The 23,173-nt window shown below is 40.8% G+C and carries 21 protein-coding genes; 5 read left to right on the forward strand and 16 right to left on the reverse strand.

Annotated elements, in window-relative coordinates; all coding sequences use genetic code 11:
• Positions 1-252: 252 nt before the first annotated feature.
• Positions 253-717 carry a DUF441 domain-containing protein gene (locus ACIQCE_RS11155; protein WP_353854971.1) on the reverse strand — a complete coding sequence of 155 codons (465 nt, stop codon included), beginning with the start codon at positions 715-717 and terminating at the stop codon, positions 253-255.
• Between the two features lie 103 nt (positions 718-820).
• Here ACIQCE_RS11155 and ytvI point away from each other — a divergent pair, with 103 nt between their 5' ends.
• The gene (gene ytvI / locus ACIQCE_RS11160) at positions 821-1,939 is read left to right on the forward strand and encodes a sporulation integral membrane protein YtvI (protein WP_400495064.1); all 1,119 of its coding nucleotides are present in this window, start codon (positions 821-823) and stop codon (positions 1,937-1,939) included.
• A 24-nt stretch (positions 1,940-1,963) separates the two neighbouring features.
• Here the strand turns inward: ytvI and ACIQCE_RS11165 are convergent, their stop codons facing one another.
• From ACIQCE_RS11165 to dnaE, 7 genes are all read right to left on the reverse strand, one after another.
• A complete protein-coding gene (locus ACIQCE_RS11165; RefSeq protein ID WP_400495065.1) occupies positions 1,964-2,350 on the reverse strand; it encodes an FxsA family protein in 387 nt (128 codons plus the stop codon).
• A 97-nt stretch (positions 2,351-2,447) separates the two neighbouring features.
• A complete protein-coding gene (pyk, locus tag ACIQCE_RS11170) occupies positions 2,448-4,208 on the reverse strand; it encodes a pyruvate kinase (RefSeq protein ID WP_400495067.1) in 1,761 nt (586 codons plus the stop codon).
• Between the two features lie 27 nt (positions 4,209-4,235).
• Positions 4,236-5,195 (reverse strand): 6-phosphofructokinase, encoded by a 960-nt coding sequence (pfkA, locus tag ACIQCE_RS11175; protein ID WP_353854967.1) that lies wholly within the window; start codon positions 5,193-5,195, stop codon positions 4,236-4,238.
• A gap of 322 nt (positions 5,196-5,517) precedes the next feature.
• Positions 5,518-6,495: an acetyl-CoA carboxylase carboxyl transferase subunit alpha gene (gene accA, locus ACIQCE_RS11180; protein WP_400495068.1), complete on the reverse strand. Its 978-nt coding sequence runs from the start codon at positions 6,493-6,495 to the stop codon at positions 5,518-5,520.
• A complete protein-coding gene (gene accD / locus ACIQCE_RS11185; protein ID WP_400495069.1) occupies positions 6,480-7,355 on the reverse strand; it encodes an acetyl-CoA carboxylase, carboxyltransferase subunit beta in 876 nt (291 codons plus the stop codon). Before accD ends, accA begins: the two co-directional genes overlap by 16 nt.
• Positions 7,356-7,658: 303 nt before the next feature.
• A complete protein-coding gene (ystJ, locus tag ACIQCE_RS11190; RefSeq protein ID WP_353854964.1) occupies positions 7,659-8,891 on the reverse strand; it encodes an NADP-dependent malic enzyme in 1,233 nt (410 codons plus the stop codon).
• 147 nt (positions 8,892-9,038) lie between these two features.
• Complete coding sequence (dnaE, locus tag ACIQCE_RS11195; RefSeq protein WP_400495070.1) at positions 9,039-12,374, reverse strand: DNA polymerase III subunit alpha; 3,336 nt, start codon at positions 12,372-12,374, stop codon at positions 9,039-9,041.
• Between the two features lie 137 nt (positions 12,375-12,511).
• Here dnaE and ytrH point away from each other — a divergent pair, with 137 nt between their 5' ends.
• The 3 genes from ytrH to ACIQCE_RS11210 all read left to right on the forward strand — a co-directional run bounded on the left by ytrH (position 12,512) and on the right by ACIQCE_RS11210 (position 13,648).
• Entirely contained in the window at positions 12,512-12,853 is a 342-nt protein-coding gene (ytrH, locus tag ACIQCE_RS11200; RefSeq protein ID WP_353854962.1) for a sporulation membrane protein YtrH, read from the forward strand.
• A complete protein-coding gene (ytrI, locus tag ACIQCE_RS11205) occupies positions 12,850-13,353 on the forward strand; it encodes a sporulation membrane protein YtrI (protein WP_400495071.1) in 504 nt (167 codons plus the stop codon). The genes ytrH and ytrI overlap by 4 nt, the downstream gene beginning before the upstream one ends.
• 109 nt (positions 13,354-13,462) lie before the next feature.
• Positions 13,463-13,648, forward strand: coding sequence for a YtzJ family protein (locus ACIQCE_RS11210; protein ID WP_400495072.1), 186 nt, complete (start codon positions 13,463-13,465; stop codon positions 13,646-13,648).
• 49 nt (positions 13,649-13,697) lie between these two features.
• Here the strand turns inward: ACIQCE_RS11210 and ACIQCE_RS11215 are convergent, their stop codons facing one another.
• A complete protein-coding gene (locus tag ACIQCE_RS11215; RefSeq protein ID WP_400495073.1) occupies positions 13,698-14,639 on the reverse strand; it encodes a DHH family phosphoesterase in 942 nt (313 codons plus the stop codon).
• 147 nt (positions 14,640-14,786) lie between these two features.
• Here ACIQCE_RS11215 and ACIQCE_RS11220 point away from each other — a divergent pair, with 147 nt between their 5' ends.
• Entirely contained in the window at positions 14,787-15,089 is a 303-nt protein-coding gene (locus tag ACIQCE_RS11220; protein WP_353854958.1) for a YtpI family protein, read from the forward strand.
• Between the two features lie 39 nt (positions 15,090-15,128).
• Here ACIQCE_RS11220 and ACIQCE_RS11225 read toward each other — a convergent pair whose 3' ends face one another.
• The 7 genes from ACIQCE_RS11225 to ACIQCE_RS11255 all read right to left on the reverse strand — a co-directional run bounded on the left by ACIQCE_RS11225 (position 15,129) and on the right by ACIQCE_RS11255 (position 23,046).
• Complete coding sequence (locus ACIQCE_RS11225; RefSeq protein ID WP_353854957.1) at positions 15,129-16,451, reverse strand: DRTGG domain-containing protein; 1,323 nt, start codon at positions 16,449-16,451, stop codon at positions 15,129-15,131.
• A gap of 138 nt (positions 16,452-16,589) precedes the next feature.
• Positions 16,590-17,276: a metal-dependent hydrolase gene (locus tag ACIQCE_RS11230; RefSeq protein ID WP_400495074.1), complete on the reverse strand. Its 687-nt coding sequence runs from the start codon at positions 17,274-17,276 to the stop codon at positions 16,590-16,592.
• Between the two features lie 61 nt (positions 17,277-17,337).
• Positions 17,338-18,093: an SDR family oxidoreductase gene (locus tag ACIQCE_RS11235; protein WP_400495075.1), complete on the reverse strand. Its 756-nt coding sequence runs from the start codon at positions 18,091-18,093 to the stop codon at positions 17,338-17,340.
• A 399-nt stretch (positions 18,094-18,492) separates the two neighbouring features.
• Positions 18,493-19,863 (reverse strand): argininosuccinate lyase, encoded by a 1,371-nt coding sequence (gene argH / locus ACIQCE_RS11240; RefSeq protein ID WP_400495076.1) that lies wholly within the window; start codon positions 19,861-19,863, stop codon positions 18,493-18,495.
• Positions 19,860-21,071: an argininosuccinate synthase gene (locus tag ACIQCE_RS11245; RefSeq protein ID WP_400495077.1), complete on the reverse strand. Its 1,212-nt coding sequence runs from the start codon at positions 21,069-21,071 to the stop codon at positions 19,860-19,862. The genes argH and ACIQCE_RS11245 overlap by 4 nt, the downstream gene beginning before the upstream one ends.
• Before the next feature lie 174 nt (positions 21,072-21,245).
• Positions 21,246-21,761, reverse strand: a complete 516-nt coding sequence (locus ACIQCE_RS11250) for a MogA/MoaB family molybdenum cofactor biosynthesis protein (RefSeq protein ID WP_400495078.1) — start codon at positions 21,759-21,761, stop codon at positions 21,246-21,248.
• 100 nt (positions 21,762-21,861) lie between these two features.
• Positions 21,862-23,046, reverse strand: a complete 1,185-nt coding sequence (locus tag ACIQCE_RS11255) for an acetate kinase (protein WP_353854950.1) — start codon at positions 23,044-23,046, stop codon at positions 21,862-21,864.
• Between the last annotated feature and the right edge of the window lie 127 nt (positions 23,047-23,173).

The following is a 23,173-nucleotide window of genomic DNA, read 5'->3' on the forward strand; positions in this document are numbered from 1 at the left end:
GTTATAGCACTTTTAGCCTCATTTCTCTTATGTGATCAATGAGTTTAAAATTAAGCCTATTCCCATTATAAACAATAATCAGACATTTGTTAAATGTTTAACTATAATTTTTTTTGATTATTTTTTTTCCAGCCTTTCGTGCAGGACATGGAATAAAGGGATTTTGCTTCTTTTAATATATTTAATTATGTTTTTTTGCAAAAACTCAAGAAAGAAAAAATAAAAAAGAAAGCGGCACTTGCCACTCTCTTTTCATCCGCTAAAAAATTTCACAGCCTGCATCGCCAAGTAAGCAATTCCTGCACCGATCAGTGGGCCAACAGCGACCCCTTTAAATAAACTAACAGCCAAAATGGTGCCAAACACAAGTGCTGCGGTTATGTGCGGATCATTCTCGAGTAAAACAATGCCGTTCTTTGCAATAAGTGCTACTAATATACCAGCTCCAAGAGCAATCCATGCATAGGAAGATTTCATGGCCTCTCCAAGCTGTTTAAACCCTATGTCACCTGTTGCAATTGGAACTAGCACAGCGATCGTAATTACCGTCACACCCCAATTGATGCCTTTTGATTGTAGAACCGGAAAAATTTTTTGATCCAATCCAATGATTTTAATCACGATTAACACAGAAACAGCTAAAATTAACGAGTGATTCTTCGCAATAAGTGCAATAACGAGTAAGAGAAGTAAAAATAAGTTTGCTTGAGTAAACATGATGCCGCTCGCCCTCCTTTCTTTTTATTGCGACTTTTTCATATTACTAATCTTTTTGAATAAAATGAAGTATCGGACATGCTCGTTTTTTGGAGGGGATTGCGTGAATCACACCTACATTGCTATTTTTCTGCGAAGCTTGATGATCATCAGCATTGCCGTGTTTGCGGTTGTCTTTTTATATCAGTCATTTCCGTTTTTATATCCATTTTGGATCGCTTTTGTTGTTTCTTGTTTGATTCATCCGGCCGTTTGCAAAATAGAAGAAGTGACTGGTATGCCAAGAGGCTTTGTTGTCATCATAGTGCTGCTGTTGTTTTTAGTCGCAGCGGCAGGCATGATGACCCTTTTCGTGGTCGAAATCATTTCTGGGAGTGCTTATTTAGCAAAAGTCCTGCCTTCTCACCTTGATCAGATGATCAATGTTGTTGAACGCTTTTTTACAGATAAGATTCTGCCTTTATATCATGATCTGACCGCACAATTTAACACACTTCATGCGGGACAAAAGGAATCTATTTTAGGACAAATCCAAGCGCTTGGCGATGAGGCAGCAGCAAAAATCGGGTCTTTTCTTTCAAAAACGCTCGAACTGATTCCGGCTTTTTTAGGCCTTTTACCTAATGCGGCAGCGACTCTTTTATTCTCCGCACTTGCGACTTTTTTTATCACAAAAGATTGGTTTACATTAAAAAAGTATGGTACACGTATGTTCCCCGCACGGTGGATGTTACATACACGTGCCATTCTATCTGAATTAAAAAAAGCAATCACTGGATTTTTGAAAGCACAGCTCTTGCTCGTTGCGATGACTATTGGCATCGTTTTAATTGGACTTTTCATCTTAAAGGTAAAGCATGCCCTCATCATCGCATTATGCATAGGTCTCGTCGATTTACTTCCTTATATTGGAAGTGGCACTGTCTTTTTGCCATGGATCATTTATTCAGTCATAACAGGGAATCTCTCTCTCGCCATCGGGCTAGGTATTTTGTATATTGTTGTTTTAATTCAAAGACAAATATCAGAACCGAAAGTCTTAAGTAATTCCATCGGGCTCAATCCTCTTGCTACACTTGTCTCACTATTTGTTGGGTTAAAATTGTTTGGTTTTCTCGGGCTTGTCCTTGGCCCTGCTTCTCTTGTCGTGGGGCAGGCTTTTCATCACGCAGGCGTTTTTCGGGATATTCATCACTTCATTATGCACGGCATACAAAAGTAAAGAGCTCCTCATACGAGGGTCTCTTTATCGAATAATTGTAAAGCGTCTGCGGTTGGACATGTTTCTTAACCAGCGCTCAAGTAATGGCTTGAATCGTTTTCTCGTCATAGGTATCAAAAGCAGCGCACCGATAACATCGGATAAAAACCCAGGAATCAAGAGAAGTAAACCGCCGGCTAGAATGCAAAAACCATCTACAATGGTCGCACCTGGCATTTTGCCATATTGTAAATCTCTTTGCAGCTTTTGAAAGGCTGCAATCCCTTGTTTTCTCGCTAAATAAGCACCTAGTGCGCTAGTGAGTATAATAAAAAACATCGTTGGCAGGATTCCGATTAATTGACTTGATATTAAAAATAAACCAATTTCCACTGCAGGAAACAGAATCAGTAATAGTAGAAAATATTTCAACCGTATCACCTCATGGGTCTCTTTCATAGAAAGCTGTTTTCTTCTTCAGTGTAACATAAAAAAAGAGAGGAGTCAGAAAACTCCCCTCGTGTCTTGTTTAAAGAACGCTTGCACGGCCTTTATAAATCGCTCCGCGTGCTGGATCTACTGTAATCTCTTCTCCTTCTTTTAGAAGTGTTGTGGCATTCTCTAGACCTACGATCACTGGAATACCAAGGCTGAGTCCAACAACTGCTGCATGGCTTGTTAAACCGCCTTCCTCAGTGATAAGAGCAGATGCCTTCTCAAGTGCACTCATCATATCACGATCTGTGCAGTTCGCCACTAAAATGGCGCCTTCTTGCATTTTTTCTTCTGCTTCTTTTCCACTTTGTGCAATCACAACCGGTCCATATGCAGATTTACGGCCAATGCCTTGACCTTTAGCAATGATGTCACCTACAACATAAACTTTCATTAAGTTTGTTGTACCCGCTTCACCAACTGGAACACCCGCCGTAATGACAATCAAGTCGCCATGCCTCACATAGCCTGTTTCGATTGATTTTTCTACTGCATTCTCAAGCATTTCATCTGTAGAGTTCGTATTTGAACCGCTCTTTGCAAATACACCGAATACAAGAGATAGCTTTCTTGCAACAGACTCATTTGCTGTCACTGCAACGATTGGTGCTTTTGGTCTATATTTTGAAATCATTCTAGCCGTATGACCACTTTCCGTCGGTGTGACAATGGCTGCTACGTCCAGCTTCATTGCAGTATGTGCAACGGATTGACCAATAGCATCTGTAATACTGACATCTACTTCTTCGCTTCTGCGAGTAAGAATGGCTTTATAATTCAATGCTTCCTCTGAACGTGAAGCAATGTTATGCATTGTTTGAACAGCTTCAACAGGGTAAATTCCTGCTGCCGTTTCTCCAGAAAGCATGATGGCATCTGTGCCGTCAAAGATAGCATTAGCAACATCACTAGCCTCCGCACGAGTTGGACGCGGGTTACGCTGCATACTGTCAAGCATTTGTGTTGCTGTGATGACAGGCTTGCCTAATTTATTGCATTTTTTGATTAATTTTTTTTGAACAAGCGGTACTTCTTCTGCAGGAATCTCTACACCAAGATCTCCACGTGCGACCATAAGGCCATCAGATACCTCAAGGATCTCATCAATGTTATCGACACCCTCTTGGTTTTCAATCTTAGGAATGATTTGAATATCTGCTGCATTGTTCTTTTCAAGAAGCTCACGAATCTCAAGAACATCAGAAGCTCGTCTCACAAAAGAAGCTGCGATGAAATCAACGCCTTGTTCAATACCGAAAAGAATATCGTTTGCATCCTTTTCTGTAATACCTGGGAGGTTCACCCTAACACCTGGTACGTTTACACCTTTTTTATTTTTCAATGTACCTGTGTTCATGACTTTGGTTAAAATCTCTTTACGGTCAAAGTCGAGTTCTTTAACTTCTAAACCAATCAAACCATCGTCTAATAAAATCGTTGATCCCACTTGTACATCATGAATTAAATCTTCGTATGTAACACTAATTTTGTCGGTATTCCCGACAATGTCTTCCATAGTCACAACAAGATCAGCACCAGCTACTAGCTCAATTGCGCCGTTTTCAACTGTACGTGTGCGGATTTCCGGACCTTTTGTATCAAGAAGAATCGCAATGTCCTTGCCTAATGCTTTGCCAGCTTTACGAATGTTTTCGATACGTGCACCATGCTCTTCAAAATCTCCATGAGAGAAGTTTAGTCTGGCTACATTCATTCCTGCTTCAATCAATTCAGTCAGCTTTTCAATGCTTTCACTTGCTGGACCGATTGTACAAACGATTTTTGTCTTTCTCATCACTGTTCCTCCTAAGGTCTTCTCGTTTTAAATTGAGAGCTCTTGTGAAAGTCGGTACATATTTTGATCGACTGTATGTTTTTTATCTAAGATTTCTAAAATATCGTGGTGAACGAGTTCGTTGCTTTGAATACCAACACAGCGTCCGCCTTTTCCTTCAAGGAGAAGTTCCACCGCATAAGCTCCTAAACGGCTTGCAAGCACTCGGTCAAACGCACTTGGAGATCCCCCGCGCTGAATATGCCCTAAGACAGACACACGTGTTTCAAGGCTTGTCTCCTCTTCAATTCGTTTACCAAACTCAACTCCGCTGCCCACACCTTCTGCAACGATGATGATACTATGCTTCTTACCACGCTCATGTCCTCTTCTCAATCTGGCAATAATCTCGTCCATGTCATAATCTGCTTCGGGAATTAATATAGATTCGGCTCCACCCGCAAGACCTGACCAAAGAGCAATATCACCAGCATGTCTTCCCATTACTTCCACTACGTATGTACGTTCATGAGATGTAGCTGTATCTCGAATTTTATCAATGGCATCAATCACTGTATTCAGTGCTGTATCAAAGCCAATTGTAAAATCAGTACCTGGAATATCGTTATCAATGGTACCCGGCACACCTACACACGGAAAACCAAGTTCAGTTAATTTCTTAGCTCCCATGAAAGAGCCATCTCCCCCAATAACAACAAGACCTTCAATCCCGAATTTTTTTAAGTTTTCAATCCCTTTTTTACGACCCTCAACTGTCTTGAATTCAGGGCATCTTGCCGTGTAAAGTTTAGTTCCTCCACGATGAATAATATCGCCGACTGAACCAATTTCGAGTTTCTCAATTTTACCGTTAATTAGACCTGAATATCCATTATAAATACCGTATACTTCAACATTATGGTAAATTGCTTTTCTCACAACTGCGCGCACAGCTGCATTCATTCCTGGGGAATCCCCACCGCTCGTTAAAACTCCTATACGCTTCATCTTTTTCACCTCAGAGACCATATATGAATTAAACATACCATTTCCACTGCTTGAAAACAATCATGTGCAAAACCGGCTGTTTTCAATACGAATTTCTAAAACCGTACCTATTATACAATTAAATAAACTGTTTTTAAACAAAAGTTAAGAAAATCATGAAAACAATCCTGAGGAAATCATATCGGTTAAAACACTCTCAAGTCTTTCATATCAAGGGTTTTAGACGTCTCAAATTTTATGAAAACAAAAGAAAATTATTTTCAAATAGCGCTTTCAAAAATGAGAAAAAAATAAACGCCAGCCAAAAAGGCTGTACGTTTATTTAATTTGCCCCAATATATTGATTTTTAATCGACACTTTACCGATTGCTTTGTATTTTTGATATCTTTGGTCCACTAATTCTTCTGGAGTTAGCTTGAGCAAAGATGTAAGTGACTGTTTTAATGTTTCTTCCATGTAGGCTGCTTGTTGTTTCACGTCTCGATGTGCTCCACCTTTCACTTCTTTAATAACATCATCTATAATATCTAATTCTTTCAGGTCTGGAGCTGTAATTTTCATTGTTTCAGCAGCTTTTTTGGCAAGTGATGAATCCTTCCAGAGCAGTGCAGCAGCACCTTCAGGAGAAATCACAGAATACGTTGAGTTCTCTAGCATAAATAGATGGTTTCCTACGCCTAAGCCAAGCGCACCACCACTTCCGCCTTCTCCAATGACAATACAGATAACCGGTACGCGAAGTCCAGCCATTTCGAATAAGTTTTTAGCAATTGCTTCACTTTGTCCACGTTCTTCAGCTGCTTTACCAGGATAAGCTCCTTTAGTATCAATAAAGCAAATGATTGGACGATTAAATTTATCTGCTTGTTTCATCAAACGAAGTGCTTTACGGTAGCCCTCTGGATGAGGCATACCGAAATTACGACGCAAGTTTTCTTTTGTATCTTTTCCGCGCTGATGACCAATGACAGTTACCGGAAGCCCTTTAAACGTGGCAATTCCTCCAACGATGGCTTCATCATCGCCATAATAACGGTCACCATGACATTCAAAAAAGTTGTCAAACAGCTCTTGAATGTAATCGAGAGTTGTTGGACGCATCGCATGACGTGCAATTTGCACTCTATCCCACGGCTTTAAATTTGTATAAATGTCTGTTTCAAGCTTACTGAGACGTGCTTCAAGACGTTCAATTTCCGTACTTAAATCCATCTCTGAGTTTTGTGTGAACTTTTTCAATTCATCAATTTTTGCGCGAAGTTCAATCACAGGTTTTTCAAATTCTAATTCTCCAGCCACTCTCGCTCACCTCCTGTGCTGTGTAATTTTAAGATTCGCCCTAGTGATTCTTTCATATCAGCACGGTGAATGACGGCATCTAATTGACCATGTTTTAATAAAAATTCAGCCGTTTGAAAGTCCTCTGGCAGTTCTTCACGAATGGTTTGTTCGATAATCCTACGACCCGCAAAACCAATTAATGCACCAGGCTCTGCAAAGTTGTAATCACCAAGAGACGCAAAACTTGCTGATACACCGCCAGTTGTTGGGTTGGTCATCACAGAGATAATCAAACCTTGGTCCTCACTGAACATTTTTAATGCAGAACTTGTTTTGGCCATCTGCATTAGACTAAGAATACCTTCTTGCATTCTTGCTCCGCCAGATGCAGTAAAGATAATAAATGGCACCTTGTCCGCTTTTGCTTTCTCAATAGCCAGAGTAATTTTTTCACCTACAACTGAGCCCATGCTACCCATACGGAATGAGGCATCCATTACAGCGATCACGGCACTTTGACCTTCGATTTCACCTTTACCTGTGACAATGGCTTCATTCAAAGATGTTTTTTCTCTGTCTTTCTCAAGCTTTTCTTCATAGCCTGGGAAACCAAGCGGGTTTTCTGAAATCAGATGCCCGTTAAACTCTTCAAATGTACCTTCATCTACAAGGCTTTCAATTCGCTGTTTTGCATTCATTTGCAAATGTCTGCCGCAATTCATGCAAACTCGTAAGTTTTTATCTAATTCTTTGGTAAGCATTATTTTTTTACATTGCGGACATTTGGTCATGATGCCTTCAGGCACATCTTGACTTGCCTGTTCAGAGGGTACAGATGCATATTTTTTCTTTTTACTAAAAATATTCTTGATTGACAAATGACTACCTCCCTTTTTGAAGGGTTTTTTCTTTTCACGCACATCCACTATTATAGGACATGTCATCACTGTACCGAAACTATTGTACTTTTTTTGTCAAACGCTGTCATCCTTCATTCCATTTTTTCAGTGGGGAATTGACGAGAAATGAGTGTGTAATTGGGGAGCTGAACAGTTGATATATTTGAATTGTGAACGTCTACAAAAAAATCTTATTCAGGATGAAAAAAATTCATTTAAGAAAGAAAGGTGTACACATTTTTCCTCCAATTTCAGAAAAAACGTGCACACTTTTCCAGTTGGTTACTCGCCAATGATTGTTAATCTTCTTGTTTTTTCTGCAACGGCTTCTGGGTCAACTTTCATTCTTGCAACACCCGTCTCCATTGCTGCTTTTGCCACTGCTTTTGCTACTGCAGGGGCTACTCGCGCATCAAACGGTGCAGGGATGACATATTCTGCTGTTAATTCTTCATCTGAAACAAGGGAAGCAATGGCTTCAACTGCTGCGATTTTCATTTCTTCGTTAATATGTGTCGCACGTACATCAAGCGCTCCGCGGAAAATACCAGGGAAAGCCAGTACATTATTCACTTGGTTCGGGAAGTCAGAACGACCAGTTCCTACAACACTTGCACCTGCCGCATGAGCATCTTCCGGCATGATCTCTGGGTTCGGGTTAGCCATCGCAAAGATCACAGGATCTTTTGCCATTTTTCCAACCATTTCTTTTGTTAAAGCACCTGCTACTGAGACACCAATGAACACATCCGCACCTTCAATGACTTCTTCTAATGCGCCTTCTTTACGGTCTTGGTTCGTGAATTTTGCTACTTCGTTTTTGACTGCGTTCATGCCATTAGGACGTCCTTCATAAATCGCGCCTTTTGTATCACACATGATGATGTCACGTACACCGAAATGATAAAGCAGTTTAATAATTGCAATACCTGCTGCACCAGCACCGTTTGCTACGACTTTGATAGAAGACATAGATTTTCCAGAAAGTTTGAGGGCATTGACAAGTCCCGCCACTGTAACAATCGCTGTTCCGTGCTGATCATCATGGAAAACTGGGATGTTTGTCTCTTTTTTCAAACGCTCTTCAATGATAAAACAATTAGGTGCTGCAATATCTTCAAGGTTGACACCACCAAAAGTCGGCTCAAGTAGCTTCACTGTTTCAACAATTTTGTCAACATCGTTTGTCGCAAGGGCAATTGGGAATGCATCTACGCCCGCAAAGCTTTTGAACAGAACGGCTTTTCCTTCCATCACTGGAAGAGAAGCTTCTGCACCGATATTACCTAGTCCTAAAACAGCGCTTCCGTCTGTGACAACAGCAACCATATTGCCTTTCATTGTATAATCATACACTTTGCTTGTGTCGTCATAAATATCTTTACATGGTTCTGCAACACCAGGTGAGTAAGCCAAGCTCAAGTCTTTCGCATTTTTCACTTGTACTTTTGATTTTGTTTCGAGTTTGCCTTGGTTCTCTTTGTGCATATGTAATGCTTCTTCTCTTAATGACATCTGATGAACACTCCTTCAAGTGGAAAATGATGAATTGAATTGCTAAGTTGATAGGCACATACTGGCACTGGCAGTTTTCAATACACAGAATCTTTAAAATGATAACACAATAGGTGAATTTGTAAAACACATTCAGACGATTTGTCATCATTTCATGACAACGTTTTGTTCACCGAGCAACTCTTTTAGCTGGAAGATCACAGCATGATCTGCATGGACTTTGTAAGCATCTGGGAGTCTTATCGTCTTTTTTTGTTTTTCATAATACAAATAAACATCCGCTTCTCCTCTGTGGAGAGAGATCACTCGCTTCACTTGTTTTAGCAGTTCCTGCGAATGGTTCTCTTCTTTGACACGGATGTAGACGGCCTCTTTTCTTTTTGTACCCATCTCTTCAAGCAGAACCGCCTCTTGCACGATGATTTGACTGCTGTCATTTCTCATATCTATTCTGCCTTCAACATAAAGCATTGCGCCCTCCTCCAATAAGGGGGACAGCTTTCTAAATTGCTCTGGAAAGACAACGCCTTCCATTTCTCCTGTTTCATCCCCAAATGTGACAAATGCCATCGATTGTCCGTTTTTTGTCCGAATTGATTTCACCTTTGTCAAAAGCCCCCCTAAAGAGACCTTTCGCTTCATATAGGAAGAAAGTTTGATGATCTCCACTGCCCCATTCTTTCTCAAGCGATCTCGATAGGTTTGTACTGGGTGATTTGATAAATATAACCCTAGTGCCTCTTTTTCAAATTGCAAGAGGTCTACAAGCGGCATTTCGTCTATTTCAGCATATTTTGGCTTAATGGAGAAGGTTGTATCCCCAAGAAAGTCTAGCTGATCCTCAGGCGTTAAAAACGACACGTGTTCTAATGCGATATCTATAGATGCTAATAACGAAGCACGATTTGGATAAAGTTCATCCATTGCCCCTGAAAAAATGAGCGCTTCTATCGTTTTTCGGTTCACACTCTTTGATGATACTCTTGCGCAAAAATCAAATAAATCTTCAAACGGCTTTTCCTGCCTTGCTCTGTAAATATCCTTTACTGCTGATATACCGACATTTTTGATCGCTCTTAAACTGTAGCGAATCTCCCCTTTTTCGACCGTAAATGGAAATTCGCTCTTATTAATAGAAGGCTTCAACACAGAGATCCCTTTTTCCTTTGCCTCATAGAAATATTGAGCGATTTTGTCTTCATTTCCAATCACACTAGTCAAAAGTCCGCACATAAAATACAGCGGATAATGTGCTTTTAAATAAGCAAGCTGAAAGCCAATCATGCTATATGCTACAGCATGGCTTCTATTAAAACCATAGTTTGCAAATTTGACAATTAAGTCGTAAACGTCATTTGCAATATTAACAGGATACCCCTTTTTTAGGCATCCTTCAACAAAATGGCTTCGCTCCTCATCAAGTACCTTCTTATCCTTCTTAGAAACAGCTCGTCTTAACAAATCTGCCTCTCCAAGCTGAAAGCCTGCCATCTTCGCTGCAATCAGCATAATTTGTTCTTGATACACTATGACTCCATACGTGTCTTTTAAAATGTCATACAAGTCTGGATGAGGGTAAGTCACCCTGGCTCTGCCATGCTTTCGGTCGATAAATAGCGGAATATTCTCCATTGGACCTGGCCGGTAGAGCGCATTCACCGCAACAATGTCTTCGAGACTTGACGGTTTCAGCCTTCTTAGCACTTGACGCATTCCTTGTGATTCAAGCTGGAAGATACCCGTCGTATCTCCTCTTGATAACAGGTCAAACGTTTTTTTGTCTTGATATGAAATGTCACTAAAATGAATGTGAACGTTTTCCTGTCTTTCAATCTGGTTTTTAATCGATTCAATCAAGGTTAAATTTCTCAAGCCTAAAAAATCCATCTTCAACAGTCCGAGATCTTCTAAATAATTCATGGCATACTGCGTCAAATACACACCGTCATGACCTTCTTGGATAGGAACGATCTGAGTCAGTGGCTCTTCACTTAGAACAACGCCTGCTGCATGTGTTGAGGTATGTCTCGGCAAGCCTTCCACTTTGAGGGCTGTTTGAAATACCATTCGAAGCTCTTCAGATTCTTCTAGCCGTTTTTTTAATTCTGGAGAGGTGGTTACCGCTTCTTTTAAAGTGATTCCAGGTCTTGATGGAATGAGCTTTGCAAGTCGATCCGCTGCCTTTGTATCAATTCCCATCACGCGCCCGACATCCCTTAAGGCCGCCTTTGCAGCAAGTGTTCCAAACGTGACAATTTGAGCGACATGCATTTTTCCATATTTGTCTTTTACATAGGAAATCATTTCATCTCTTCTTGTGTCTGGAAAATCAATATCAATATCAGGCATGCTAATTCGTTCAGGGTTTAAAAACCGCTCAAATAAAAGTCCATGACGGATAGGGTCTACATCTGTAATAAAAAGAACATACGCAACAAGAGATCCTGCCGCTGATCCCCGTCCTGGACCTGTGACAATCCCATGATCATGGGCATACTTCATAAAATCCCAAACAATTAAGAAATAATCACTAAAATTCATTCTCTGTATGATACTCAGCTCATACTCAAGTCTTTTGACATATGTTTCATTTGAATGGATGTTTCTTTGTTTCATGCCTTCATAGCAAACCTTTTTCAAAAAGTGGTCTGCTGTCGATTGATCAGGGGTCGGATAAGATGGCAGCTTTGTCTGACCGAGGGTTAAATCTACCTCACAGCTACGGGCAATCTCGCTAGCCCTTGTGAGGAGTTCACGATGGTCTGCATACAACTGCGTCATTTCTTCGATTGATCTGAAATGCTTGTCCCCTGGATCTTCTTCCATATCTGAAAGCTGCTGTCCAGCTTTAATGGCCTTTAAACATGTATAAGCTGTTTTATCCTGCGGGTTGATGTAATGGACATCTCCAGTTGCGACAAGAGGGATATCAGTGGCTTTTGAGACGTCGTAAAGCCCCTCAACAAGCGCTTGGTCTTGTTGAAACACCTGAACAGACAAATAAACATGTCCTTCACCAAAGATAGCCTTTAAATGGCGTGCAGCACGGCGAGCTTCTTCTAACTGACCATTTTGCAGTAACGTTTCAATATAACCAGATGCTCCTGGCGTGATCGCAATCAGACCGTCAGCATAACTTTTAAGCCATTTTTCTTTCAGGCCAGCTTTTGATTTCGATTTCAATACACTACTAATTTTTATCAGATTTTGATAGCCTTCATTTGTCTTTGCAAGTAGTACCAAGGGATAAGCCTCTGTCTCTTGTTCATCTATGAAGACAGAAGCTGTTAAACCGATCACTGGCTTGATGCCATGTTTCTTACATTCCTTATAAAATTCAACTGTTCCATACATCACATGGTCATCAGTAAGAGCGAGAGCCTTGTAACCAAGTTCCTTCGCCTTCATCACAAGATCCTTTATCTTGGCTGCACTGTTTAACAAACTGTATCCACTGTGGACCTGAAGATGAACATAGGACATGCTTCATCCGCTCCTTTCGTCTCAAGTCATTCTTTCATTATAAAACGCGATGCTGTGAGAAACAAATGTTCTTTCTTTTCCGTCTGTTCATACTTGTCCAGATCACGCCATATATTGAATAGAGTGAGGTGGGAAAAATGGATGTAAAGGAAGCCTTTATTCCAAATTTTATCAGTTGTTACTTTATAGCGCTTGGGGTCATTTTAGGCGGTGCGATCATAGGCGGTGTGGGTGCTTATTTATCAGGGCAACCTCCCATGACAATCATCTCAAGTCTTGCCAACCGCTTAAAAATTTGGGCACTTGTTGCTGCCATTGGCGGGACATTTGATGCGGTCTATAGTTTTGAAAGAGGTATTTTTGAAGGAAATACGCGTGATATTTTCAAACAAATTTTATTAATTATCTCAGCCATGGGTGGTGCTCAAACAGGTTATTTAATTATTACTTGGCTTACACAGGAGCATGTATCGTCATGAGAGTGCCAGAACTGTATAAACGCCCAGGATGGCAGCGTTTTTTTGCTGGAATGATGTTCGGTGCCATTATCAGTTGGCTGATCTTCTTATTTACCTATGGTACCTTTCAAGAAAAGCAAGTGACCTTACTAAGAAACCAGCAACACCATATGGACAGCCTCAAAGAACAAATCACACTCTATCGGGAAGAGCTGCATAAACTAAACGAAGACAATAAGCAGCGGCTACTGATTCAGAGTGTGGATGTCCATCTAGTCAATCGTGAACAATATAAAATTCCAGAGCCAGATACTTTAAAGTTTGAAGAACAAGTAAAAGAGGATATTTCAGAGGTAATTACAAAGGATATTGAAAGTGTGTATAAAACAAAGGAATTATTAAAACGAACTGTCGAACATAAGGAATATATCATAAGGGAAAAAGCATATCGCGCCAAAGTAACAGAGCTGACGATTTATACAAAGCTCTCACTTCAGGTACGTATTTCATTTGCTGAATAAATCATGATGTGGAATTTTTATGAATTTCTACACTCCATAATCGCTTTTCACCGGCAATTTTTATAAACTAAAAGAAGAACGACATCTTGAATAGAAAGAGGTGAGCACAATGGAGGTTTACAGCTATCGTCAAATGGCACGAGACAAAGCAAGCCGGATTAAAGACGGCATGTGTGCTTATGCTGAGACAGATAGGATGGCGCATTTAATCAAAAAAGAATTAAAGCATCAAAATCTCCAAGCTTATGAAGATTCAACTGACATCGGCTGCTGGTTTATCCCTTTATCCAAATAACCCTTTTCTCTGCCATGAAAAAGAGAGAGGGAACAGGCTTCCCTCTCTCTCATGATGAAGATTTACATACTTCTTCTAAATCACGCAAAATATCATCTGCCACTGCCCAGTCATAAATGGACGCACCGGCTGCTAGTGGATGACCGCCGCCATTATATTTTTTAGCAATCGTGTTAATGACGACACCTTTTGAGCGAAATCTGACACGAATCTGATCCTTTTCTTCCACAAAAAAGACCCAAGCCTTAATTCCCGCAATATTTCCAAGTGTGCCAACAAGTTGCGAGGCCTGATGAGCCGTTGTCTGGAAAGATTCCAAAATGTCCCGCTTAATAAAAACGGATGCCACTCCATTCTCTGACAAAGATATATGTTGAAAAATAAAGCCATTTAATTTCACGACATTCAAATCCGTTTCATACAATTGGTTGAATAGATCTGATGATGAAAACGGATATTCAATGAGTTCCCCTGCATATTTGAGTGTCTTTTTCGTTGTGTTTGGGAAAAGGAAGCGGCCTGTGTCTCCTACTATGCCGGCATAAATGAGTTCAGCCGCCTTTGTGTTGAGCTGATATCCTTCTTCTTTCCCCTCTAAATACAGCTCATAAATCATCTCACTCACAGAGCTTGCCTCTGTATCAACCCAGAGCAAGTCACCATAAGGGTCTTCATTTGGATGATGATCAATTTTTATCAGCTTATCACCCATCAAATAGCGCTGATCATCAATTCGTGCCTCATTTGCCGTATCACAGACAATCACAAGTGCACCTTGATAAGCTTCATCCGGTACCACATCCAGTTCATATAAGAATGAAAGGGAGGGTTCTTTCGTTCCTGTCGCATAAATATTTTTTTCTGGAAAGGTGCAACGTAAGATTTCCGTAAGGCCACACTGTGATCCATATGCGTCAGGATCAGGTCTTACATGTCTATGGATGATGATGGTGTCATATAATGATATGGTTCTAATCAGTTCTTTTTTCATAAAAACTCCTTCTCATGCGATACTCTTTTTATTATTAAATCATAATCTATCCTGACGGAAAAGTGAGGAATAGACAATTTATTCTAGTAAGCAAGCCTATTTATGTTTAAAATAGGGTTGTAACCACTTACAATGGAGGCTTGGCACATGCTTGTTTTGATGGTGTTTATTATTTGTTCTGCCATGTTTTATTTATACTACAAAGCAAAGAATGTCCGTACAAAGAGACCTGTCGAGAAGAAATTCTGGTCTGCTAAATCCAGTATGGCACTTGGTTGCTTTGTCCTGCTCTTCGGTGTGAATCAATTATTTTTAAATCGCTCGTCACTCGCATTTGTCATTGGATTTATTTTTGTTGCAGTCGGTATCGGCAGTACGTGGGCTGGATATAAAGCCTACAAGCATTATCTTCCGCTCTTTTTAAAGGAAGGCGAAAAAGATCACGCTTAAAAGAGGAAGGGCGAATCCACTCCGCCCTTCTTTGCTTGTTTATCCTCTCTCCATTAACTGCACCATCAGCATTGCTTTTCCTACAATATTTGCTTGGTGGTAAACCTCGACTTCCAGCTTTCCAAACTTGCGTCCTACCTCTAAAATATTCGGTTTAATCTGTATGGTGGATTCCATTTGAACCGGCTTTAGAAAATAGACAGAGAGACTCTCAACAATCAGTTCTCCTTTTTTATGAGATTTTAAGAAACGATTGGCTGATTCAATTAAAATTTGTGTAAACACGCCATATGAGATATTTCCTAGCTGGTTTGTCATTTGCGGTGTGACTTCATATTGATAGACAGCATCTGTTTTTGGCTTTTCTGTATCTGTCTCTTTAAACCCTCTAGAGACAACGTCATCCAGTTTTTCCCCGACCTGCGGCTGCTTTTGGATCATTTGTAGCGCCTTCAGAACGTCCTGACGGCTAATCATGCCAATGAGCTTCTCATGGTCATCTACAACTGGCAGCACCTCAATGCCTTCCCATACCATCATTTGTGCGGCAGAGGCAACAGACGTCTTGCCAATCACCGTCAGCGGCTGTTTGGTCATCACCTTTTCAATTGGTGTCGAGCGGTCATGACCTACAATATCCTTTGAGGTAAGAATCCCATGAATCTTCATTTGATCATCTGCTACTGGGAAGCGACCGTGTCCTGTTTCATAATTTTTTTCATACCATTTCTCAAGCTTGTCCTCTGGAGATAAATACACTGTACGTTCAATTGGCGTTAAAATATCCTCCACAAGCACAATTTCTTTTTTAATTAATTGGTCATAAATCGCCCTGTTTATGAGAGCAGCTACTGTAAACGTATCATAGCTTGTCGATAAGATTGGCAGCTCAAGCTGATCAGCCAATTGAATAATTTGCTCGTCTGTTGAGAATCCACCTGTGACAAGCACAGCTGCCCCTGCCTCTAACGCTTGCCTGTGGGCATTGATCCGGTTTCCGACGATCAGCAGGTTGCCAGCAGCCGTATATCTCATCATCGCATCTAGCTCCATTGCACCGATCACAAATTTGTTTAATGTTTTATGTAAGCCGGCTCGCCCCCCAAGCACTTGCCCATCAATGACATTTACGACTTCCGCATATGTCAATTTTTCAATATTTTCTTTTTTCTTTTGCTCAATCCGAATGGTACCCACCCGTTCAATTGTACTGACGAATCCTTTATTTTCAGCATCTTTAATGGCTCGGTATGCCGTACCTTCACTTACTTTCATTTCCTTGGCAATCCGCCGGACAGAAATCTTCTCACCGACATCTAATGAATCAATATACGATAAAATTTGCTCATGCTTTGTCGCCAATCCCGTTCACCCTTTTTATTTTCAGCGTTATCATCTATGTTTCATTATAACGGCAGGAGGCTTTTAATAGCAATTTGTCTTTTGCGCAAGCGATGAGGCATGAAAAAGCCGGCATTTTACGCCGGCTTATCTGCATGTTTATGAAATTTCTATGGATTCTCCGCTATTTAACACACGACCTACTCCGCCGTGCAAGCTGTCTGCAAACGCATGCGGGTCTTGCTCAATCGGCGGGAACGTACTGTAATGAATCGGAACGACCTGTTTTGCACGAAGCCATTCTGCCGCTATTCTTGCATCCTCTGGTCCCATTGTAAAGTTATCACCGATTGGGAGAAACGCAAGATCAATATGATTTAGCTCACCAATCAGCTTCATATCTGAAAATAGTGCCGTATCTCCTGCATGATAAATCGTTTTGCCTTCTGCGGTAAATAAAACACCTGATGGCATGCCTGTATACGTAATGGTTTTGGATTCTTCATCAATGACAGCCGAGCCGTGGAACGCTTGCGTAAGCTTTACTTTACCGAATTCAAATTGACACCCACCGCCAATATGAAGCGGGTGCGTTTTCACGCCTTGCCAGCTTAAATAGACTGCTAGTTCATTCGGCGCTACGACAAGGGCGTCATTGTTTTTTGATATTTCAATCGTATCACCAAGGTGATCCCCATGCCCATGTGTCAGCAAAATCACATCCGCTTTCACATCATGCGGTTTGATATCCGTATGCTTATTTCCATTTAAAAATGGATCAATCCAAATATGATATTCATTTGTTTCAATGTGTACGACTGAATGTCCATGATATGTAGCTTTCATGTGTATCCACCTTTCTTTTTTATATAACATTATCTATTCCCTGTATCAATGGCTGAAAAACTTAATGTTTATGAATGACATTAAGTCCGCCTGTTGCTTCAATGACTGTTCCCGTAATGAGATCTGATCGGTCATCACATAAGAACGAGATGATGCGACCAATATCCTCTCCGGTCCCAGAACGACCAACTGGTGTTTCGTCGTCTTTGATCAGACGTGCTTCCTCTATTGTTGATTCTTTCATATCACCAACAATTTTACCCGGACAAACCATATTGGCGGTAATACCGTTTTCAGCCTCTTCAATGGCAATGGTTTTCGTCAGTGAAGCTAGTCCTACTTTGGCAGCACCAAAAGCCGAACGGTTCATCCAGCCTGGTGCATGATCTGCACCTTGGAAACCATACGTGATAATACGACCAAAACCTTGTTTTCTCATCATCGGGATAACCATACGGAACAAGTGAAATACAGCTGACAGATTTCCTTCAATCATTTGATACCACTCATCTTCTGTATAATCAGCCAGCTTCTTTCGTTCAAAAATATAAGGACCGGCATTATTGATGAGGGCATCAATCCGCCCAAATCGTTCAAATGCCAGCTCTACCATGTTTTTTAAATCTTCTTTGTTTGTAACATCACCTTGAACAAATTGAAGCTTTTCTTCGTATTGTTGCAATTCTTCTTTCATGCGCCGTACAGCCTCATCATCACTTCGATAATTGACTGTCACAGAATACCCCATATTCAGTAAGGACTCCGTTACTTTACGTCCAAGCCCTTTAGAACCCGCTGTAATTAATGCGTGTCGCACACAATCTCCTCCTAAAGCAAAGGTTGCAAGTTCATGTGATTCATTCTGATACTACTTTTACTTTACTATAAACCATCACCCTGCGCACTTCTGAACCCTTTATTAAGTATGCGGTTGAACAGCACAGGATGATTCATCTCCTTTTGCATTTCCATGAGCCATGAATATCAAGGAGCAAAGGAACAATGCGGTAGCGTTCTCTACCGTGAGCTAATCAGGCAGTGGGCAAATTTCTTCATAGTCTTGTGTCTAACGTTTTGACCGACATGATGAGTAAGAAAAGGTTCCCCATTTGCAGTTCACACCATATGCTTTCATTTTCTCCAATGATGATGGATCTCCTTTTTAAATCACAGCAAAAAACCATTCGCATAGCAACACGAATGGTTTTTGATCGTTTTATAGACAGGCTTTTGCCTTCTCTAGTGCTAGCTGAATTTGTTTGAATCCAGTCCCACCTGCACTTGTTCTTTTTTCGACAGCGACATACGGATCAAGAACAGTGTAAATGTCTTGTTCAAAGAGACCGCTTGCTTCTGTGAATGTTTCGAAAGGAAGGTCACTTAAGTAGATGCCTTTTTGAATGCACGTATACACAAGCTTTCCAACGATTTCGTGTGCTTCACGGAATGGCATTCCTTTTTTCGCAAGATAGTCTGCCACTTCGGTCGCATTTGAGAAATCTTCCTTTGTTGCTTTTTTCATAACATCTTCGTTCACTGTCATCGTTTGAATCATGCCTGTGAAGATTTGCAGGCTACCGGCGATCGTTTTGACTGTATCAAACATGCCTTCTTTATCTTCTTGCAGGTCTTTGTTATACGTAAGCGGAAGACCTTTCATGATTGTTAGAAGCCCCATTAGGTTGCCATACACACGACCTGTTTTCCCGCGAATTAATTCAGCCATATCTGGGTTTTTTTTCTGCGGCATCATGCTGCTTCCTGTTGCGTACGTGTCATCTAATTCAATGAACTTGAATTCTTGTGAGCACCATAAAATGATTTCCTCGCAAAAACGTGAGAGGTGCATCATGACAAGACTACTGTTAGAAAGGAATTCTAAAATAAAATCACGGTCACTCACGCCATCAAGGCTGTTTTCGTAAATATGGTCAAAGCCAAGTAACTCTTTTGTATATTCACGATCAATCGGGAATGTCGTTCCTGCTAACGCACCGCATCCAAGTGGAGACACGTTGATTCGCTTCAAAGAATCTTGAAAACGCGCTTTGTCACGCTCTAGCATCCAGAAATAGGCGAGCATATGATGTGCGAATGAGATAGGCTGTGCACGCTGCAGGTGCGTATATCCTGGAAAAATCGTTTCAACGTGCTGTTCTGCTTTTTCCACAAGCACCTTTTGGAAAGATGAAATAAGCTCAATGATATACTCTACTTGGTTATTCAAGTATAAATGCATATCTGTCGCCACTTGATCATTTCGGCTTCTCGCTGTGTGCAATTTGCCACCAAGTGGACCAATCTCATCAATGAGCATTTTTTCAAGGTTTAAGTGAATATCCTCATACTCAACTGAAAAATCTAGTTCATTCGCCTCTGCCTTTTTCATCAGCGTATTCAGACCATTTTTGATCACTGATGCTTCCTCATCAGTGAGGATGCCGCATTTGTTCAGCATACTTGCATGGGCAAGGGAGCCGGTCAAGTCTTCTTTAACTAATTGTTGGTCGAAATGAATGGATGCGCCAAACTCATCAACCCATTTTTCTGGTGTTTTTTGAAATCGGCCTCCCCAAAGCTTTTTCATGCCTTAACCTGCTCCTTTTTGTTCACAATGCTGTTTACTTTTGTTGGTAATCCCCAAAGATTAATAAATCCTACAGCAGCATCATGATCGAATTCGTCTTCTTTTGTATAAGTTGCCAGCTTTTCATCATAAAGTGAGAAAGCTGATTTACGGCCTTCTACAATGGCATGACCTTTAAATAATTTCACACGCACAACACCAGTAACGTTCTTTTGTGTTTCTTGCAAGAATGCATCAAGTGCAATTTTTAATGGAGAGAACCATAGACCATTGTATATTAATTCAGCCATTTTTTGTTCAACGATTGGTTTGAAATGTGCTACTTCTTTGACAAGCGTTAAATCCTCAAGCTCTTTGTGTGCTGTCAGTAATGTAATCGCACCTGGGCACTCGTATACTTCACGTGATTTGATCCCGACTAGGCGGTTTTCAACGTGATCAATTCTGCCAATACCATGCTGACCAGCGACTTCGTTAAGGTGCAGAATCAAGTCAGATAAAGAATATTTCACACCATCAATGGCTGTTGGTTTTCCTTGTTCAAATGTGATTTCAATTACATCTGGTGTATCTGGTGTTTTTTCAAGCGGATTTGTCAGATCATACGCACCTTCTGGCGGGGCAGCCCAAGGGTCTTCTAAAATACCGCATTCGTTACTTCTGCCCCAAAGGTTTTGGTCAATTGAATATGGGCTGTCTAAATTAATCGGAATTGGAATACCGTGTTTTTGTGCATAATCAATTTCTTCATCACGAGACCATTTCCATTCACGTACTGGTGCAAGGACTTCTAAGTCTGGATTTAACGCTTTAATGGATACTTCAAAACGAACTTGGTCATTCCCTTTTCCTGTACATCCGTGTGCAACAGCTACTGCATTTTCTTTCTCTGCCACTTCCACTAGTTTTTTGGCAATGAGCGGACGAGACAGTGCAGAGACGAGCGGGTATTTCCCTTCGTACATCGTGTGTGCTTTTAATGCAGTAAGTGCAAATTCTTCGGCAAATTCTTCTTTTGCGTCAATCATATATGATTGAACTGCTCCGACTTGTAAGGCCTTTTGCTGAATGAAGGCTAAGTCTTTTCCTTCACCTACGTCAAGGCAGCAAGCGACAACCTGGTACCCTTGTTCTTGTAACCATTTAATTGCAACAGAGGTATCAAGACCTCCAGAATATGCTAATACGACTTTTTGATTTTGTGACATAATTGAAAAGCTCCTCTCACTTGTTATGATGCTGTGATTCAATTTTTGCATAAAAATAAGTTTTAATTTATAAACATGCATTTAGTATGTATACACTGTATCAAGGAAAAATTGTTTTTTCAACCCCTTTATGAAAAAAACTCTGCCGATTTTTCTTGGCAGAGTTTTTTGGGGCTATTGTTGATCCTTTTGAAGTTCTCGCAAAACATGTGGAAGCTCTGGAATGATGAGTTTTGTCATGGCTAAGCGGACAGCTCCGGTGGAACCCGGTGTGGCAAAGACGGCTTTTTGATTGACGACACCTGCTGTTGCTCTAGATAAAATAGCGGCTGAACCGATGTCTTCTGTATAGCTTAGCATGCGAAAAATTTCACCAAAGCCCGGCAGTTCTTTTGAGAAAAGAGGAGTAATTGATTCGATCGTTACATCTCTTGTGGCAATGCCTGTTCCCCCATTTAATAAAACAGCATCAATAGACGCCTGACTCGTTCCTTCTAACACTGCATCCTGAATGGCCAGAGTGTCATCTTTGACAATATCGTAGGCAAGAATCAAATGGCCTTGTTCTTTGAGCAAATCAATCATGAGACGGCCGCTTTTATCCGTTTCTTTTGTCCGAGTATCACTTACTGTAATTACTTTACAACGAAGCGTGGTTCTTGCCTCTCGTTTATGTTCAGCAACACTCATCCTTACACCGCTCCCTTTCATTCCCTATTGGACAATATAATAACATACTTCTATTTGAGCATAAAAAAGCTCTTTTCCATCAGGAAAAGAGCTCAAAACGTTAAGCTAAGCGCATAACATCTCTTGCAATCATGACTTCTTCGTTTGTTGGGATAACAATGACTTTAACTGGAGAGTGCGGGTAGCTGATGAATGCTTCTTCGCCTCTTATGTTATTAAGAGAAGGGTCCCAGTATACGCCCATGAATTCTAGACCACGAAGAACACGTGCTCTTACTTCTGAACTATTTTCACCGATTCCAGCTGTGAAGATAATCGCATCAACGCCATTCATTCTTGCTGCATAAGAGCCGATGTATTTATGAATACGGCTTGCAAAGATATCAAGTGCGACTTCTGCACGGTCGTTTCCTTCTTTTGTTGCTTCTTCAATATCACGAAGGTCACTTGAAATACCTGACACACCTAAAAGACCGCTCTTCTTGTTTAAAGTAGTCAGGACTTCTTCGGCTGTATGTCCTGTTTTCTCCATGATAAATGGAATAAGAGCAGGGTCAATGTTACCTGAACGTGTGCCCATTGCAACCCCAGCAAGTGGTGTGAATCCCATAGAAGTATCAATAGATTTTCCGCCTTCTACTGCTGCGATACTCGCACCATTACCAAGGTGACAAGAAATCAAACGAAGCTCTTCAAGCGGACGTCCTAATAGCTCTGCTGCACGCTCTGTGACAAACTTATGGCTTGTCCCGTGGAAACCGTATTTACGAATACCGTATTTTTTGTAGTAATCGTACGGAAGGCTGTATAGGTAAGATTGCTCTGGCATTGTTTGGTGGAAGGCTGTATCAAACACAGCAACCGCTGGTACATCAGGCAAAATTTGTTTGAACGCTTTGATTCCTACAACGTTTGCAGGGTTATGAAGCGGTGCAAGCTCTGAAAGCTTCTCGATGTCATTGATCACTTCATCCGTTAATAGAACAGAGTCGCTGAACTTCTCGCCACCATGAACGACACGGTGTCCTACGCCTTGAATTTCATTAAAGTCTTTGATGATGTGATATTCCGTTAATTTTTCAAGCAACATTTTAACCGCTACTGCATGATCTGGAATATCAGTGATTTCTGTTTTCTTTTCTCCATCTACAGAAATCGTAAAGATGCTGTTATCCATTCCAATTCTTTCAACAAGACCTTTTGTTAAAACGGTTTCTTCTGGCATATCGAACAATTGGAATTTAAGAGATGAGCTTCCTGCGTTGATTGCAATAATTTTGGACATTCTTGTCGCTCCTTTTACTCAATGGTTATATGAGGTTTCACGTTTTTTCCGGTGCTATATTCAACCTGCTGAAACGGGTCTTTTATAGTTTAACGATAAGTCCGAAAAATATCTGACTTTTTCATTT

Origin of the sequence: Bacillus sp. NPDC093026, assembly GCF_044754665.1 — a bacterium.
Taxonomy (GTDB): domain Bacteria; phylum Bacillota; class Bacilli; order Bacillales; family Bacillaceae; genus Bacillus; species Bacillus maqinnsis.